Genomic DNA, 17,609 nt, shown 5'->3' with positions numbered 1-17,609 from the left:
GACCTATGTTTTATATTATTGTTTTTGCTGCCAAACTCTTACATAATCTACTTTGTAGAGCTCGTCTAATCGATTGTCATCGGGCAAGGCACCAAACCATTTGTTAGATTCGTTATTCAAGTTGATTTCCAGAGGCTGATGCCAGTGGGTGTTGGGTGCTTCACGAAAAAGAACACCATCCAGATAGAAACGAATGTAGTCTTTGTTCCATTCAAGACCCCAGGTGTGGTAATCATCCTGGAGTTCAAAAGGAATGTAGTATTTGGCATTTCTACTAAAGTGTTCTTTCACATCACCTTTGTCTTTGGGTGCTCTAAAAACATGCAGGTTAGAGTTTAAGTCGTGGCGATTGTCCGCTACGCCGGGACAGTTTTCGCATATGTCAATTTCAGTCCACCAGTCTTTGCTTACATTGGTCATCCAAAAACCTGTTACCCAAGGTGAGTTGTTGGGTTTTAAGCGGGCTTCGATGTAACCATAGAGAATTTTCTTTTTACTTTTGATAAAACCAGCAGAATGGGTATATCCTTCTGGCAGTGTTTCATCTCCATGCTGATTGATTTGCATGATTAGTTCACCGCCTTCTAGACTGACATTGGAGCCATGAAAATAGGTGGGTGCTCTTCCTTTCCAGCCTGGGTTATTGGGATACCATTTGCTAATATCCAAGGTGTCGTCGTTAAATTCGTCAGAGTAGTCCTTGAGCATCTTCCATTTTTTTTTGTTTTTTTGATCTGATAATGGATATTTATGATTGATGCGTTTGGGAGCATTACTGAAATCAACAGAGTCTTTGTAAAATTTTTTTGGCTTGGTGAGCCCTTCACTGTTTGTTTTGGTAATAGGTACCAGTTTGTATGCGCGCACCCAGTCGTAATATGTTGTATTTATCTTGTCATTATTTAATTCTTCAGGTGTTGGAGGGCTTTCCCAATTGTAGGTTTCTGTTACCATGTGCATATACATGGGTCTGCTAAAAGGTTTGTTATTAAATTGGGTACTGGGATGTATGGTAAAACGGTATTCTCCATCCACATAAAATAACAGTGTATTGGCATCTTTCCACCAGCAGCCATAAGTGTGAAAGGCTTCGTTGGCAGCAGGCGTAATTGGACAATTTCCGCCAACTGATTTGCTTTGTTTTTCACCATCACAATCAAAATATAGGTAATGAGAGTTGGCGTGGAGTATATGATTAAAATCGTGGCCTGTTTTACGCTTGCCAACAACTTCAACAATATCTAACTCTTGTCGATTATGGGTGCATCCTTCTTTTTGAGGTAAATTTTTTAGCCAGAATGTGGAGGACATAGATATGCTAGAGGCTTTCATGCGGCACTCATAATAACCATAATGAGCATCCATAGCTTTCGAAGCCACGGCTCCACCAGCAATATTGTATTTGTTATCTCCTGTTAATACTGAGTTTTTGATTTGCATATAGCCATCCTTGACGGATACACTATAGTCACGAAATGTGGCAGGTGGTCTGCCGTGTTTCCAAAAAGGAGAGCGTTGATGCCAAATATTTGTATCTAGTTCTGTTCCATTAAATTCATCTGAAAACTTTTTGTTTTTTACCCATTTAAAACCCAGGGGAGCAGGTGGTAGTTTGTTGTCAACCTCAGGCATGTTAATTTTTAGTACCGCACCACTGTGTTTTCTGCCTTCACGTAAAATGGCGTTAAAAAGGTATTCTGGTTCTCCATTTCTAAAAAGTACTTGAACACGTTCATAACGGGCTTTTTTGTCGACAGGTAAATAATGAGCGCCTTTATGATGACTACGATAATAGGGGCCCCAGTTTAAACCATCATCAGATTCCAGATATAACCCACTCAACCAATCGTAATTACCCATATCTCTGATCAAACAGTGAAATTTGTTCTTATAGAAGAAAAAATAAGGGTCTTCCGTTTGCCCTCCTCTTTCTGGAAAATCAATGATGGGGTTGTTTTTATATTTTACATATGGTCCTGTGAGATTTTTAGCCATGGCTACGCCTGTTTTTCGGCGGTCGTCGTTTCTTCTGTCCCAACTGCGGTAATATATCCAATATTCGCCATTGGGATGTTTTAAAAAGCCCGGATTTACCGTACAATAGCCATCCCAGGCCATGGTATCTGGTGAGACATCAATCATGGGTTTGTCAAATCGTTTCCAAGGACCGTAAGGATTATCAGCGATAGCCATTCCTACTCTTTGTGTGTTGGCTGATTTAGCTTTGGCACGCCAATTATCTTGTTGGGTAGTATCGTTACCGATATACAATAAAACATACTTACCATCTACTCTATAGATACTGGGGTTATGGATGGTGTTGGCATCCCATTTTCCCTTTCTACCTTCTAATATAATACCTAGTTTTTTATAAGGTCCCTCCGGGTGATCGGCTACTGCGTGCGCTATTTTGCTGTGGATAAGCCAGTTGTCTTCTTTTTTCCAGGTGGAGTAATAAACATGTACTTTTCCTTCATCGTCGTAAATAGGTGCACAACCCCATACAATACTGTCTTTGCTTTCTAAAATAAAATGAGCACTATCTGATAACAATGGGGTGAGCCATGAATCAGGCGGGCTTGGTTTGTTTTGACTGTTGGCTGTTAAACCAAGGAAAATAGTGAAAAATAAGATTGATAATGTTTTCATGTTTAAATGTATATTTCAATGGTCATATGGAACTCGCCAACATTAATCATTCCCCTGTGTGTGAAATTATTCCCATGGCTCGCTTCATGTATCTATATTTTATTTTTAATGGTCACATGCAACTTGTCAAGGTTCATTCTCTATTTAAGTGAGAACAATGTTCGCTTGACGGTACCTGTGTTAAAAATTAGCAAAGTGCTGATTATCCGTGTCCTTTGTCTTTGCAAGATATGTAGATTCTCCGCGGAGCCATGATTATTTTAACAGGATTTAAAGGGGTATTTTCACTTTTTTATGTCTATCATTAAAATATACAAATGTTGTTGTCTTTTATTTCGAATGGAAATGGATGGTGGTAGATGGTAGACCTGAGGATTTTACAATGAGAGAAATATCTCCGCTTATTCTTGTTGATTGAATAATAGCCAAGCATTTTCCATTGAAAGCACTGTGTTGATTGCTTTTGAAAGATTCCAGGCTCATGTTGTTGCTATTTCCTACGCCCGCGATTGTTGCCGGACCAAGCATTTCAAATTCTATCATGTTGTCTGCCGTAGGGACTTCGTTACCATCCTTATCAATTATTGTACATTCCACATAAATCAAATCCTGTGCATTGGCCTTCATGGAATTTCTTCGGCAGTTCACTTGTATTTTTGCTGGTTCACCTGCTGTTCTGACTGTTTTTTGGGCATGAATCTTTCCGTTTTTATAGGAAACAGCTTTGAGTTCGCCTGGTTTGTAAATCAAATCCCAGCTTTGGTATTCAACACCTTGGCAATTGTTTGTTTTTTTACCTAATGATTTTCCATCTTGGAAAAGTTCTACCTCTTCTCCGTTGGTAAAAGCATATACCGTTACTTTTTTACCTTCCATACCATCTAAGTTCCAATGTGGAAAAATATGAACCATTGGTTTATCTGTCCATTGACTTTGATAAAAATAGTAACCGTCTTTAGGGAATCCACAGAGATCTATAGGGGCAAAGGAAGATGAACGGGCAGGCCAACCAAAGGGAATTACTTCTCCCAGATAATCCCAACCGGTCCAGATAAACATACCCATGACATGAGGACGTTCTTTGACCCATTTCCATGCGTTCATACCGCTTTCTCCGCGTATATCTCTTTTCTCTACCCATTCAAAGGCTTCATTGTATTCGTAGGCTAACTTGTCCCACCATGCTTTTTTTGCATCATCGTATAAATAGGTTCCGCGAGGGTAAAATGATTGTGCCGATTCGTGTTCTGTGATGATCGTCTTAGTGTTGGGGTGTAGTTGACGCTCTTTGTCTAGTCCGTCGTTTTTGATGTAGTTATAACCATAAATATCATTTACGGCAGCGGCAGCTGAATCAGGCCATACTCCCCAACCATATCCGTGGACGCCATTGGTTATGGGGCGATAATCCAGCTGGTGAACGATTTTTGCCAGTCGCTTACCAATTATTTCACCTGCAGGTTTACGCATCTGGTCTATTTCATTTCCGATACTCCACATAATAACAGAAGGATGGTTTCGGTCTCTCATTACAAAATCAGTCAGGTCTTTATCGGCCCATTTGTGAAAAATGTTAGCATAAAAATCTACGGGTATTCTAATTTTTTTTCCATTCTGTGTTGTGGCAGGTTCTTTTACTTTTTCCCATTCATCAAACATTTCGTTCATAACAAGGAAACCCATGCTATCACAAACATTTAAGAATTCTTCAGAAAAAGGATTGTGAGCGGTGCGTACTGCGTTACATCCCATCTCTCTTAATTTCTCCAGTTGGCGTTCAATCGTTCTGCGGTGAATCGCGGCTCCAAGTGGGCCACCAGCATGGTGAAGACAAACACCTTTTATCTTTATGTTTTGTCCGTTTAGGAAAAATCCTTTTTGATCATCAAAGGATATGTTGCGGATGCCTGTTTTGTCTGTTTGACTATATATGGGCTGTTGGTGGATGGATATTACTGTTTTTATGGTGTACAGATGTGGTTTTTTGAGATCCCATAGTTGGGGTTTTTTTAGTGTTATGTCCAGTTTAACCTTCTTGTTGTTTTCGGCTTCTATTATTTCATTTTGTGAAGATTGTGCTACTTTGTTTCCCTGCTGGTCGTATATCGTATATTTAAGTTCGCACTCCTTACTTTCTTTGAAGTCATTGTTGATCTGTGTTTCTATGTTGATGGTGGCTTCCTCTTTGGAAGCATTATTACTTACAATATAATTTCCCCATATGGGCACATATACTTTATTCGTTGTAATTAAGTGAACATGACGATAGATTCCCGTACCTGTATACCAACGAGAACCCGGCTGAGATGAATTGTCGAGTTTTACTGTGATTACATTGGGTTTGTCTACTTTTATATATGGAGTCATATCGTAATAGAATGCGATATAACCCAAGGGTCTTTTGCCTAAAAGGGTACCATTGATATATACTTGGGAGTTACGGTAGGCTCCATCAAAATAAATTATAAAGCGTTTATCTTTTTGGTTTTTAGTGATATGAAAGGTTTTGCGATATGCACATTTGCCAGTAGGTAACCACCCTCCTCTTGAGAAAGAAGGATTATCCTTGCTAAATGGGCCTTCGATACTCCAATCGTGGGGTAAATTGACAGATTGCCACTCCTTATCAATAAAGTGGGGGTTTTCTGCTCCCAAAGCTTCTCCTCGCGTAAATTTCCAGTCATAGTCAAAAAGCTCCTTTTTATTCAGATGAGATGTTTGATGACAGGAAGAAAATAATACCATGGTAATGGCGTAAATAATAAGCGATAAATGTTTCATGCTTTATTTATTAAATTATTGTGAATATCAATAGAATTTAGTGTAGTGTAAATGTATAAAAGTACATGATACAGTATTGGTGAGTGTTGCTTAAAACAGTAATTTAACCGTTAATTACCAGGTTAATTTTTCTGGTATTCAATGTGGTAAATAGTTTGATGGATTTTTATTGTTCATTTAGATTTTTATAGTTTTGTGCTCCTATGGAACATACGGTCGATATCACCATTATTAATCAATCACTGGAGAGAGTAGTTAATCATCCTATTTTTGCTAAGTCGCCAAGAAATGCTCGCTTACTAAGTTTTTTGGTATCTAAGGCTGTGCAAGGTGAAGATATTAAAGAGCATATTATAGGTGTTGAGTTGTTTCAAAATAATTATAAGCCCGAAAATAATGATGGGAAGGTCAGGGTGTATATGTTTAATCTGCGTAAGAAACTGGATGAATACTATAGAGAAGTTGGAGCGGAAGATGGCGTGATGTTCAGGATTGAAAAAGGGCAATACAATGTGCAATTTATTACTCCAGATACAGGTGAAAGAAGAATTAAAGGAAAGTGCTTGTTTACTCATGCTAATGAGATGACTGTAATAGGAGTGCTTTTGTTAATAGGTGCTTTGGTGCTTGTCTTTTACCCTAAGAACGATGCGTATTGTTGGGGTGATTTTTTTTCTGCTGATGCGCAAAATATTTGTGTAATTGCGGACCATATTATTTGTGAACAAAAACAGGACGATGGGTCATGGATGCCTGTTCATATTAAAGGCATTAATTCACAAATAGAATTATCAAAGTATATGAGTGATCATCATATTACAAATTTGCGGGCGGCGGACTATACTATGATGACGAAAATGGCGCCTTATGCTGTGCACGAATTGGACCAGTGGTTTCATGAGCATGGAAATACCTTTGAAGTACGATTGGAGTCAGAATTTCGCTTGGAGCAATCCCGGGATCATCATGTTATTTATGTGGGACAGTTTAAAACGATGAATACTTCCGATGCATTATTTTTAAGCACTAGTAAAGTGTTTTCCAAGTATGTGGACGGTTTCATGTATAAGGATGGCGCAAAAACGTTTAAATATACTACACACATTGAAAATGGAAGAAAAACAGAATATGCCATGGTTTCATGTATGCCACTGGAGAATAATAATGTGGCGCTGTTTTTAACATCCAATAATGATATTGGAACTCTGGCAACGGTCCGAAATTTCACCAATAGAGAATGGCTTAAACAGTTTTATAGTGAGCTTCCTGAAGGAAGCAAATTTTTTAATGCTTTGTTTCGAGTTACAGGTATTCACCGAACAGATATAACCTGTGAGCTTGTTCAGATAGAGATTTTATGAGGCTGCGACACTAAACTATTTGTAAATCATCATTCTCAATGTTGAAGGCTTATTTGATTAAATCATAAGAAGTTACAGTTTAATAATGTCGATATTCAATAAATTCTATTTAAGTGTTCAACTACCAGCAGATAGACCGCGGGGTTGGACAGCGTAATAGCCCTGGGGGCGGCGTTGGCGAGAGGCCATGAACCCCGAAAATGCATTAGAAAATCCATTGCGAAGATCTAATGCATCTTTGGGGTTTGGAGAAAAATTATAGACACAAGGAAAAATGATGCCTACAAATCCTGTTCTAGGTCACCTCCAATATTTGCTTCTTTATATCCTTCGCAGATAATTCTGAAGGCATGTCCGTAATCTGTTGGGTATTTTGATGGAGCTTTTATTTCTAAACCTTTTGAAGTTCTTTTCCATTTGATTTCTTCTTGGCTTCCCACCAATTCTACTTTTTCAATGGCAACAGGTAATACCGCAATGTCTGTGCTCAATGTTTTGATGACAATATCTTTTTTAGGAGTATCCATTACGATGGCAAAAAATTCAGTATCTGATTTTTTTGTAAAACGAATATCTTTTTCGGTATATCTGATTTTTTTACGCTCAATTTTATGACCGCCAGAGGGTAAGCGTGTTGGTCCTTCGCCAAAGCAGGCCCAAGGGCGCGTACCGTATATGGCATCGCCATTTACTTTTAACCATGCACCCATTTCCAGAAGTAAGTCTTTCATTACTTGTGGTATGGTTCCATCTGGGTCGGGGGGAACATTTAGGAGCATATTGCCATTTTTAGCAACAATATCCACCAATATGTCTACTAGTTCATTGGCGTCAACAAACTTGGCATTGGAGCGATAAAACCAGGTGCCCGGCGATGTGTCTGTTAACCAATAATCTGGTTTTGTTTGGTTAGGACGTCCTCTTTCATAGTCGCGTATCGCTGTTTCGTCAGGAAATGTACTTTCTTTAAAACAGATAGCTACTTCTTTACCCCATTCATTTGCTTTGTTATAATAGTATGCCATAAATTTCTGACGGTATTCTTCCTTCATGTTTTCTAACCACCAGTCAAACCATATTACATCAGGCTGATATACATCGATGTATTCCTTTAATTTAGCCCACCATTCTTCGTGAAAGCGGTCGGTTGGCATTTGGGAATCATATCCGTGTGGCTCGGTGTATAAATCATAGTCTTCTTCCTTTATTTGGTCGCCACCATAAACGTGAGCTGGCGCAAAATACTTCCAGGTAAAGGCATGGTGAAATGAACCGATAAATTTCATTCCTCGTGCTTCGATTTCCTTTTTCAATTCCCCTGATATATCTTTTCCGCCATAGTTCATGGAGTTCCATCGGGTCGCTTTACTATTCCACATAGCAAAGTTGTCGTGGTGCATAGCAACAGGACCCGCAAATTTAGCACCTGATTTTTCAAATAAATCAGCCCACTCCTTAGCGTCAAAGCCTGTTGTCTTAAAGCTTTTAATGAGTGATTTGTAACCATATTTTTCAGGGTTTGCAACCGGATCACCAAATTGTTCGGTATGGTGCAAATAGTTGGATGTGGGTTTAGGTATACCATCTTTTCCTGTGGCTATTTTACCAGTCTTCCAGTTGGGTATGCCTTCTTTTCCGTACATGAGCATGCCGTGCCAACCTCCCATATACTCCTTAGGAGCCATATTTATAAAGGCTTGAGAGGCAGGCCCCCAGTGAGTGTAAATACCAAATTTGGCATCTTTAAACCATTTAGGTTCATCATTTACTTTCTTCAGAGATTCCCAATCTTCAGTGAAAGCTTTCGTTTTGCTTTGGCAACATTCGTCTTTGACTTTGGATGGTTCTGAACACCCTCCTAAAGTTAAGATAGTAGCAGTTGCGAATGCATAAAATCCAGTTCGTAATTTTCTGTTCATCTTAATGTGTGTCAAATTATTTGGTCTATATTTTTTATTATACAAATGGAGTATGATGTAAATAAATTTCTTGGTAAAAATAGATCAACACATCAGAAGGTTTGGAAAAAAAGGATGGGGAAAGAAGGGGGGGAATCCTATAATTATATAAAAAATGTTGTATTTATATGTGTTGTTTGTTAAACACCCCCTATAATCAGTTGGATTTATGGATGTGCACTGCTGTTAAAGTATTAATTTAGTTGTTGAAAAAATATAAAATTATTTAAAGTCATGTATAGGAATATTTTTAATAAAGTGGCGGCTGTAATGCTGATATTATCTGCCATTTTTTCTGCTTGTAGCGAGAAAGCTAAAGAAGTAAAGAAACCCAATATTATTTTCATCATGTCTGATGATCATACAACGCAGAGCATAGGAGTATATGGGAGCCGTTTGGCTAAGTTAAATCCAACCCCTAATATTGATGCATTGGCTAAGGAAGGGGTGGTATTTGATAATTGCTATGTGACCAATTCCATTTGTACCCCCAGTAGGGCATGTATTATTTCAGGTCAGTATAGTAATGTAAATGGTGTGCTTGATCTGGAAGGTACTATCGGTGATAAGCAATATCTACCACGGGAAATGAAAAAGCTGGGGTACCAAACGGCAATGATCGGAAAGTGGCATTTACATGCTGAACCGTCGGCATTTGATTACTATAAAGTTTTAGTTGGACATGGTGGGCAAGGCGAATATTTTAATCCTGTATTTATTGAAAAGGGAATGAAATATGAGTTTCCCGCTACCAAAAATACCGAAACAATCAAAACAGAAGGGCATAGTACTGATGTAATAACAGATATTACTTTGGATTATCTGAAAAACAGAGATAAGACGAAACCTTTTTTTCTAATGCACCATTATAAGGCGCCTCATGATCTTTTTGAGTTTGCACCTCGTTACAAAGATTATTTGGAAGATACATTTATTCCTGAACCAGCCAGTCTGTATGATAATAAGAATAACGGCTCTGTGGGTACCAAAGGATATAATGATGAGTTAATTCATATCATTGGATCTTCTGTTTCTCATAGAAATACCATACGTAACATGGGTATGCATATGGGTATAGACCAGGATATTCCGGATCCCGAGTATACTAAATTGGCGTATCAGGAATATTTGAAAAGATATTTACGTTGTGTGAAAGGAGTGGATGATAATTTGGCACGTTTGTTCGATTATCTAAAAAAGGAAGGACTCTGGGAAAATACAATCATTGTTTATACCGGAGATCAGGGTTTTATGTTGGGTGAACATGATTATATTGATAAACGATGGATGTACGAGGAGTCTATGCGTATGCCTTTTATTGTTCATTATCCAGCAAAAATAACAGCTGAACAGAGAACTGATGCTATTATAAATAATACTGATTTTGCACCTACTTTAATAGAATTGGCAGGTGGAAAAGCGCCCGAATATATGCAGGGGAAGAGTTTTAAAACAATTCTTGAAACAGGGAAGGAGCCTGAAGGCTGGCGAGATGCTACTTATTACAGGTATTGGATGCACATGGCTCATCGTCATGCAAACCCTGCCCATTTTGGCGTGCGTACTAAGGATTATAAACTAATCTTTTTTTATGGCAGATATTGGGTGGATACCGATGATCCTAATGCTGAATGGAACAAAAAGTCGTGGGGGAATGACTTTACACGTCACACACCGCCGGCATGGGAACTTTATGATTTAAGAAACGATCCTAAAGAGATGAATAATGTATATGATAATCCGGATTACGCACAAGTGAAAGTTATGATGAAAGAAAAACTGAAGGCTTTGCGCGAAGAAATAGGAGATACGGATGAAAATTTTCCACATATAAAAAAGATAGTGGACGAGTATTGGGACAAGTAATCGAATTTTGTTAAATGTAAGATTGTAGCGAAAGACACTGTATTTTATTGCGTGTCTTTCGCTTTTTTTTGAGGGAAAGCGTATGATAAGGTTGACGCAATAGTTATAAAATATATCGTATTAGTATAAATATTATTCATCGACACTGTTTATTTTTGTGCTTATAAAGTATTGTATCATAATTATTAAATTAGTTGGCGAGTTGAAATGTTAACCGAATTTATATAAATTAGAGAATGGTAAATTTATTGTACGAAGATAGATGAAACAACCATGTAAATTCAATCAATTAATTTGTCCACAGGCAATGAAATACATAGGATTCATGAATGCCTTTGAATATAAAATTTGGTGAATAATAGGTTTATTTGGGAGTTCTCAAATGACCATTGAAAAATAAATTGAAACAAATGAAACTGGCATGGCCAGGGCAAACAATTGGTCACGCAGGTGAATGATTGACATTTGTACCGGCCAGAGAGGTTTTGTTAATTTTTAAACATATGAAAAAATATTTATTGATTTTTTTTGCTGCGACTGCATTAGTTGCCTGTAATACAAAGCCGCAGAAATCGAAAACAGAAGCAGTAGCAGTAGCTGATAAAATAGAATATACGGCTGACTGGGAATCGTTAAAACAGTACAAAGTGCCTGAATGGTGGTTAAATACCAAGTTTGGTATTTATTTTCATTGGGGACCTTATTCTGTTCCTGCCCATGAAACAGAATGGTATTCCATTAGAATGTATGAGAAGGGGAATCCTATTCGTAAGTATCATGAAGAGACTTATGGTAATTTAAAAGAATTTGGATATAAAGATTTTATTCCAATGTTCACTGCAGAAAAGTTTAATGCAGATGAATGGGCTAAGCTTTTTAAAGAATCGGGTGCTCAGTTTGCCGGTCCTGTAGCAGAGCATGCAGATGGTTTTGCCATGTGGGACAGTGACCTGACAGAGTGGGATGCAATGGATATGGGACCTAAGCGTGATATCGTTGGAGAAATGGAAAAAGCTGTTCGTAAGCAGGGGATGAAGTTTATTGCTACTTATCACCGTCATTGGTTATACGCTTGGTATCCAACATGGGATAAAAATACCGATGCCGGAGATCCAAAATATGCAGGTCTATATGGTCCTTATGTTCCCGAAGGCTCTTTTGTGATGGCTACCGGTGATTATCCCAATCCTCCGAAAAAAGAATTTCACCAAGAGTGGTTAGATCGTTTAAATGAGTTGATGGATAAATATCAGCCGGATATTATTTGGTTTGATAATAAAATGGATATTATTGAGGAACAATACCGTAAACAATTCTTAGCTAATTATTATAATAAAGCACAAGAATGGGGTAGAGATGTAGTGTGTACCTATAAGTTTCATGATATGGCTGAGGGTAGTGCAGTGCTTGATTTAGAACGCTCTCGGATGAAAGAAAAAAAAGAATTTCCTTGGTTAACAGATGACTCGATTGATTGGAAAGCTTGGTGTAATATTTCAGATCCCAAATATAAATCAACCAATAGGTTAATTGACTTTCTTGTTGATGTGGTAAGTAAAAATGGTGCTGTTTTGTTAAATGTTACACCTCAAGCCGATGGCGTAATGCCTGAGGGGGTTAAAACACGTTTATTGGAAATGGGGCAGTGGCTGAAAGCCAATGGTGAGGCCATTTATGATACTCGTCCTTGGAAAGTTTTTGGTGAGGGACCTCAGGAAATTAAAGAAGGTCATTTGAGTGAGGATAAAAATAAGGATGCGGTGGCCGAAGATATTCGTTTTACTACCAAAGATGGAAACTTATATGCAATTGCACTGGATTGGCCTGAAAACAATATGGTGATTCATAGCCTTGCAAAAAAAGAAAACTTACTTAGTGATGAAATCCGGAAGGTGACCATGCTGGCTACCGGCGAAGAATTATCGTGGGAGTTGACAGAAACAGGTCTTACAGTAGAATTGCCCAAAGAAAAGCCTGGTGATTTTGCTTTTGCCATTAAGATTGAGTTAAAGTAAATGGTTTAATTTGAATAATGCATTGGAAAATCGAGTGTGAAGTTCTGATGCATTATTTGGTTTTAATGCTGTTTATATGGTTCGTAATAAGGTTGTTGTAATAGATTGTTATAAGCATGTAATGGAGAAGCCTCCTCGGCATGAATCTGTATGAGGAAGGTCTGGAAGATGCATCAGAGAGATCATATATTTATCTCTCTGACCATCTACCTGATTATGTTAGTTGTTCTTATTCAGTCTGCCAATAAGAAGGCAGTAAGGCGGTTTATTTATTGAACAATTAATTTAGAAATTTTATGGTTTTCTATTTCGATAAAATACACACCTTTGGTGAGTTTTGAAATGTCTAACTGGTATTTTGTATTGGTTGGAATATGTTGTGTTAACATCACCTTTCCAGCAGTGTCAAATATTTTTGAAAGTAATTGAGTATTTACCAAATCTTCTATGTGTACATAGATATAACCAGTTGCTGGATTGGGAAATATCATGTCATTCATTTCTTCTCCTTTTTCCTGCATATCATCCTTTATTGATGAGCTTTTAAGAGCAGTGACTTTAGTCAGTGTAAAGTTGTTCAAATTCCAGGCCCATGTGTTTCCACCTGCGCTTATTCGGATAAGATGAGTGCCTGCCGTGAAGTTAGCTACTGAGCTGGCCTTTAGCGTTTGATAACTTCCCCAACCTCCTGTATTGGGTACGTCTGTGGTGTTCCAAATTTCGGTTCCCATTCCAAAATGAATGGTTGCACCTGTTGCTGGTGCTGCTATTTGGTAGTTTATCTCATAAGTACCTTCTTCAGGAATTGAGATTGAATACTCAGCCCAATCACCACTATTCACATAATTTATTATGGAGCCCGCATTATTTACACCATAACCTGTTCCGCCCGATGGCGCATCATTGTACGATCCGCCTGTGTTTGTGAAGCTTTCTGCTTCAATTGTTACAGAGCTTGCGGTACTAATATCTTCTGGTTTATAAACCCGAATCCAATCTACTAACATCTTGTTTTTGGACGCATCACTTAAATCTGCATCGGAAGGAGTGCGACCTGCGCTGACATGCCAGTTCTGAGATTCCATGTTTATGATGATATCCATTTCTTTATGCATACCGTAGCCGTATTGGAAATAGTAGGCATCTATCGCATTAACAGAGGAAGCTTTACTGGCAGCTTCTAAGGTGGCAAATGAATATTGTGCACTTGTGGCATATTGTTTAACTACTTGATTGCCATTGGCATCAAATACAAGTACATCATTCGACATCGTTGGGTAGGTATAATACCAGGTTCCGTCTCTTTTTGAAGCAAAAGCATTTTGATAAACTACTCTTTCTAATTCGCCATCAATATAATATTCAAAATGGAATGGTGATTTCCAATTCATTCCAATTCTTACGTAGCGTCTGGTACCTGAATTCCAGCAATAATCACCCCACGATGTAACACCACTTTTGGGCCACCAACTGTACGCATCTTTGGGCTGGTAGTCCGTGAATGGGTCACGAATAAATGAATGGTGACTTAAGTGAATGAATTGGGCATAATAAGCATTGTTATTATCTTCTCCTCCATAGCATTCAATCATATCAATTTCTTGCGTGTCATCTCCACTGAGCAACCAAATATCTGAGGCTAAGGTAATATCTGATACACTAATGCTAGCCTCTATAAATACCGGATAAATAACTTTAGAATTAGAAGTTATGCAGCCTGTGTTAATTCCGGGTACGCCCATTTTTGTGGTGCTTGTATTTCTGGAGGCTCTTATTACTAAATTGTCTCCATTGACGGATACGTGGTTGTGCTGCCAATAGGTAGTTCCGGGACCATCCCAGGCGTTGTGGTAGAAGTTGTACCATTTATCATCACCAAAATTTGCTTTGGTTGATTCTTCATTAAAGGTGTAGTTAAAGTCATCAGATACGTTTGACTGAATGACCCATTTTTTTCCAGCGCCAGGATCTGCAGGAATCGGATAGTTGCTCCATTCTTGTGCGTTGGATAGCATTGCTGCAGAGAGTACTGCAAAAAGCATAATTTTTTTCATGAAATTAAAATTTGCGAAACTTTAATAAACAGTGCCAATTCAATTGTTCATCTGTGTGACCAATTGCATGCACTGACCATGCCAGCTTCATGTTTATAAATGACTAATAGTAAATATATGTAAACTAATCCTGTGTGAGGGTGTCTTAAAAATACAAATATAGGTTGTGTGTGATAACTAATTGTGCTGTATGTCTTTGTGTAATTGGGTTGTGTAAAAAGTTGCTTTTTGTTATGGCGAAGGGGGATATTTTTTGTTTTTAGATAGGTAAAGACGGGTGAGTCATTTTTTATTTTCAGGACTTTTATGCATTAAAAATGTCCCCCTTATTGGCATGAATTTTTGGATGGACAATCCCTATACAAAGTATAATTTAGTGGATTAAAAGATAACTAAGATGATAAAAAATGCAATTGTTGGACTGATATTCTCTTTGGCTATGCTGGGATGCACAGGTGTAGAAAAAGTGCGAATTACAGAAGATTTTAATTTTGATTGGAAGTTTCACTTGGGAGATGAGGCAAAGGCTTTTGAAGTGAATTATAATGATAGTGCCTGGGAAAATATAAGACTACCTCATGACTGGAGTGTGGCACATTCCTTTACACAAGAAAATACAGGTGGAGCCACCGCATTTTTGCCGGGAGGCATCGGTTGGTACAGGAAAAAGTTTCATGTACCCTTGTTTTTTAAGGATCGGATGAGCTGGGTGGAGTTTGATGGCATTTACACCAATTCTGAAGTCTGGATTAATGGGCATTATCTGGGGAAGCGACCATATGGTTATGCGCCTTTTAGTTATCTTCTATCTCCTCATCTTAGGTATGGGGAAGAGAATGTCATTGTAGTAAAGGCTGATAGAAGCGCTTTTTTAGATAGTAGATGGTATCCGGGTTCTGGGATATACAGGAATGTAAAGTTGGTAACTGTCCATAAGTCACACATACCACAATGGGGTGTTTTTATTACCACACCTCATATATCGGAGCAACAGGCTGAAGTGAAGCTCGCTTGTGATTACGTTCTCGATGATGTTAAGCGCGATTTTAAAATCAAGAATACTATTTATTTTAAAGGGAAAGTTGTGGCTTCCAACAAAAGTGATGTGAATACAATAACCAAAGGAAGGGACAAAGGGACTTTGTTCTTAAGTGTAAAAGTCCCTAATCCGAAGCTCTGGGATGTGACAGATCCTAATATGTATACTGCTGTTACAGAATTATTGGTTGATGGTAAGGTGTGTGATGTTGTAGAAAATAATTTCGGGATCAGATCTTTTCATTTTGATGCAGAAAAAGGCTTCTTCTTAAATGGAAAAAAGACCTTGCTGAAGGGTGTTTGCTTGCACCATGATGGGGGACTGGTTGGGGCAGCTGTGCCTAGAGGCGTTTGGGAAAGACGACTGAGAATACTCAAGCAAGCGGGCTGTAATGCCATCAGAACCGCACATAACCCCCCTTCGGAAGAGTTTTTGGATATTTGTGATGAAATGGGCTTTCTTGTCCAAGATGAAGCTTTTGATGAGTTCCAAAATCCAAAGGATAAGCGTAATAATTATAACCAGCAATCGGAAGATGAGGAAACAAAGGGATATACGTATTTTTTTGATGAGTGGTCGGAAAGAGATTTGACCAATATGGTGCTGCGTGACAGAAACCATCCTTCTATTATCATGTGGAGTATCGGGAATGAAATAGAATGGACATTTCCTAAATATGGCAATGCAACAGGTTATTGGGGAAGTACGAAGGTGGGTGATGTGAATTATTATTGGGATGAACCTCCATTGTCCATTGAAAAAATAAAAGAATTGTTTTACCAATCAAGCGATCAGGATATATTGGTGGAAACAGCCCATAAGTTATCTTCTGTCATTAAGCGCTTAGATACAAGTCGTCCAGTGACAGCTAATCTGGTGATTCCATCTGTTAGTATGTTTTCGGGCTATGCAGATGCTCTGGATATTGTTGGTTTGAGTTATCGTCATTCTGTTTATGATTATTGTCGCAGAAATTATCCTGATAAGGTCATATTAGGGACGGAGAACTGGACCAGATATCATGAATGGAAACCGGTAGTGGAAAATGATTATATGTCAGGTATTTTTATGTGGACAGGTATCAATTATATGGGAGAATCTCATCAGTGGCCTTTTAGAGGTAGTGGAAGTGGCCTTTTGGATTTTGCAGGTTTTGAGAAACCATCCTACCATATGTTTAGGAGTCTTTGGAATAAAAAACCACATGTTTTTATATGCACGCAAACCATTGGTAAATCACCGTACTTGTTAAAGAATGACCAGCAGCTGGACGAAAAAGTAAAGGACTGGTCTAAGCGACAAAAGTGGGGATGGCAGGAAGTAAACAGGCATTGGAATTACATGGAAGGAGATACTGTTATTGTTGAGGTATATACAAACCAAGAAGCTGTTGAGTTATTCTTGAATGGAACGTCTCAGGGAGTGAAAAAACTCTCGGAGGTGAATGATCATATATTAAAATGGGCTGTGCCTTATAAAGGGGGTGAAATAAAAGCGCAGGCAGTCAATGGTAGCGCGGAGAGTGTGATAAAAACAGCCAAAGACCCTGTTGATGTCTCCATTCAAGTAGATAAAAGACAATTGGTGGCCGATGGGTATGATGTGGCACATGTAGAGGTTCAACTGATTGATAAGGATGTTACCCCAGTAAGGCATTTTAACCGTCAAGTAAAATTTGATATTTCAGGACCGGTTAAGTTATTGGGTGTTGATAATGGATCGCCGGGCAGTGTTCAGGATTATCAAAGTCAACAAGTGATTACTTCGGAAGGTAGGTGTTTGATGATTTTACAGTCCACACGCGAGAAAGGAAAAGCGGAGATTGCTGTAACCATGGGAGCAGTAACAAAGCGTATTGAATTAGAAATTCATTAATTGGAAGAAAT

The 17,609-nt window shown here is 38.3% G+C and carries 8 protein-coding genes; 4 read left to right on the top strand and 4 right to left on the bottom strand.

From position 1 onward, the window contains the following. Positions 1–15: 15 nt before the first annotated feature. Together CYTFE_RS30735 and CYTFE_RS0109060 are read right to left on the bottom strand one after the other, a co-directional pair. Positions 16–2,649, bottom strand: a complete 2,634-nt coding sequence (locus CYTFE_RS30735) for a family 16 glycosylhydrolase (protein ID WP_211238161.1) — start codon at positions 2,647–2,649, stop codon at positions 16–18. A gap of 330 nt (positions 2,650–2,979) precedes the next feature. Further along, positions 2,980–5,430, bottom strand: a complete 2,451-nt coding sequence (locus CYTFE_RS0109060) for a glycoside hydrolase family 2 TIM barrel-domain containing protein (RefSeq protein WP_027471538.1) — start codon at positions 5,428–5,430, stop codon at positions 2,980–2,982. 203 nt (positions 5,431–5,633) lie between these two features. On the opposite strand from CYTFE_RS0109060, the gene CYTFE_RS0109055 reads away from it, so the two are divergent. Next, positions 5,634–6,791, top strand: coding sequence for a helix-turn-helix domain-containing protein (locus tag CYTFE_RS0109055; protein ID WP_027471537.1), 1,158 nt, complete (start codon positions 5,634–5,636; stop codon positions 6,789–6,791). A 281-nt stretch (positions 6,792–7,072) separates the two neighbouring features. Here CYTFE_RS0109055 and CYTFE_RS25805 read toward each other — a convergent pair whose 3' ends face one another. Beyond that, positions 7,073–8,710 carry an alpha-L-fucosidase gene (locus CYTFE_RS25805; protein WP_052343106.1) on the bottom strand — a complete coding sequence of 546 codons (1,638 nt, stop codon included), beginning with the start codon at positions 8,708–8,710 and terminating at the stop codon, positions 7,073–7,075. Positions 8,711–8,983: 273 nt separating this feature from the next. Here CYTFE_RS25805 and CYTFE_RS0109040 point away from each other — a divergent pair, with 273 nt between their 5' ends. Together CYTFE_RS0109040 and CYTFE_RS25800 are read left to right on the top strand one after the other, a co-directional pair. Further along, positions 8,984–10,615 carry a sulfatase family protein gene (locus CYTFE_RS0109040; protein ID WP_027471536.1) on the top strand — a complete coding sequence of 544 codons (1,632 nt, stop codon included), beginning with the start codon at positions 8,984–8,986 and terminating at the stop codon, positions 10,613–10,615. A 503-nt stretch (positions 10,616–11,118) separates the two neighbouring features. Continuing rightward, positions 11,119–12,630, top strand: coding sequence for an alpha-L-fucosidase (locus tag CYTFE_RS25800; protein ID WP_044212412.1), 1,512 nt, complete (start codon positions 11,119–11,121; stop codon positions 12,628–12,630). 269 nt (positions 12,631–12,899) lie between these two features. Here the strand turns inward: CYTFE_RS25800 and CYTFE_RS28610 are convergent, their stop codons facing one another. Then, the gene (locus tag CYTFE_RS28610) at positions 12,900–14,684 is read right to left on the bottom strand and encodes a carbohydrate-binding protein (RefSeq protein WP_052343105.1); all 1,785 of its coding nucleotides are present in this window, start codon (positions 14,682–14,684) and stop codon (positions 12,900–12,902) included. A 397-nt stretch (positions 14,685–15,081) separates the two neighbouring features. Between CYTFE_RS28610 and CYTFE_RS25790 the strand changes: the two genes are divergently transcribed. After that, a complete protein-coding gene (locus CYTFE_RS25790) occupies positions 15,082–17,598 on the top strand; it encodes a glycoside hydrolase family 2 TIM barrel-domain containing protein (RefSeq protein WP_044212381.1) in 2,517 nt (838 codons plus the stop codon). Positions 17,599–17,609: the final 11 nt, after the last annotated feature.

Source organism: Saccharicrinis fermentans DSM 9555 = JCM 21142 (assembly GCF_000517085.1).
In the GTDB taxonomy this organism is placed as follows: domain Bacteria; phylum Bacteroidota; class Bacteroidia; order Bacteroidales; family Marinilabiliaceae; genus Saccharicrinis; species Saccharicrinis fermentans.
Note: the sequence above shows the minus strand (reverse complement) of the source record. Positions and strands in the feature narration are given on the sequence as shown.

Excerpts from the sequence above, each read along its gene's own strand:
- CYTFE_RS25800 (WP_044212412.1), top strand. The coding sequence starts at position 11,119 with ATGAAAAAATATTTATTGATTTTTTTTGCTGCGACTGCATTAGTTGCC.
- CYTFE_RS0109040 (WP_027471536.1), top strand. The coding sequence starts at position 8,984 with ATGTATAGGAATATTTTTAATAAAGTGGCGGCTGTAATGCTGATATTA.
- CYTFE_RS0109055 (WP_027471537.1), top strand. The coding sequence starts at position 5,634 with ATGGAACATACGGTCGATATCACCATTATTAATCAATCACTGGAGAGA.
- CYTFE_RS25805 (WP_052343106.1), bottom strand. The coding sequence starts at position 8,710 with ATGAACAGAAAATTACGAACTGGATTTTATGCATTCGCAACTGCTACT.
- CYTFE_RS30735 (WP_211238161.1), bottom strand. The coding sequence starts at position 2,649 with ATGAAAACATTATCAATCTTATTTTTCACTATTTTCCTTGGTTTAACA.
- CYTFE_RS28610 (WP_052343105.1), bottom strand. The coding sequence starts at position 14,684 with ATGAAAAAAATTATGCTTTTTGCAGTACTCTCTGCAGCAATGCTATCC.
- CYTFE_RS25790 (WP_044212381.1), top strand. The coding sequence starts at position 15,082 with ATGATAAAAAATGCAATTGTTGGACTGATATTCTCTTTGGCTATGCTG.
- CYTFE_RS0109060 (WP_027471538.1), bottom strand. The coding sequence starts at position 5,430 with ATGAAACATTTATCGCTTATTATTTACGCCATTACCATGGTATTATTT.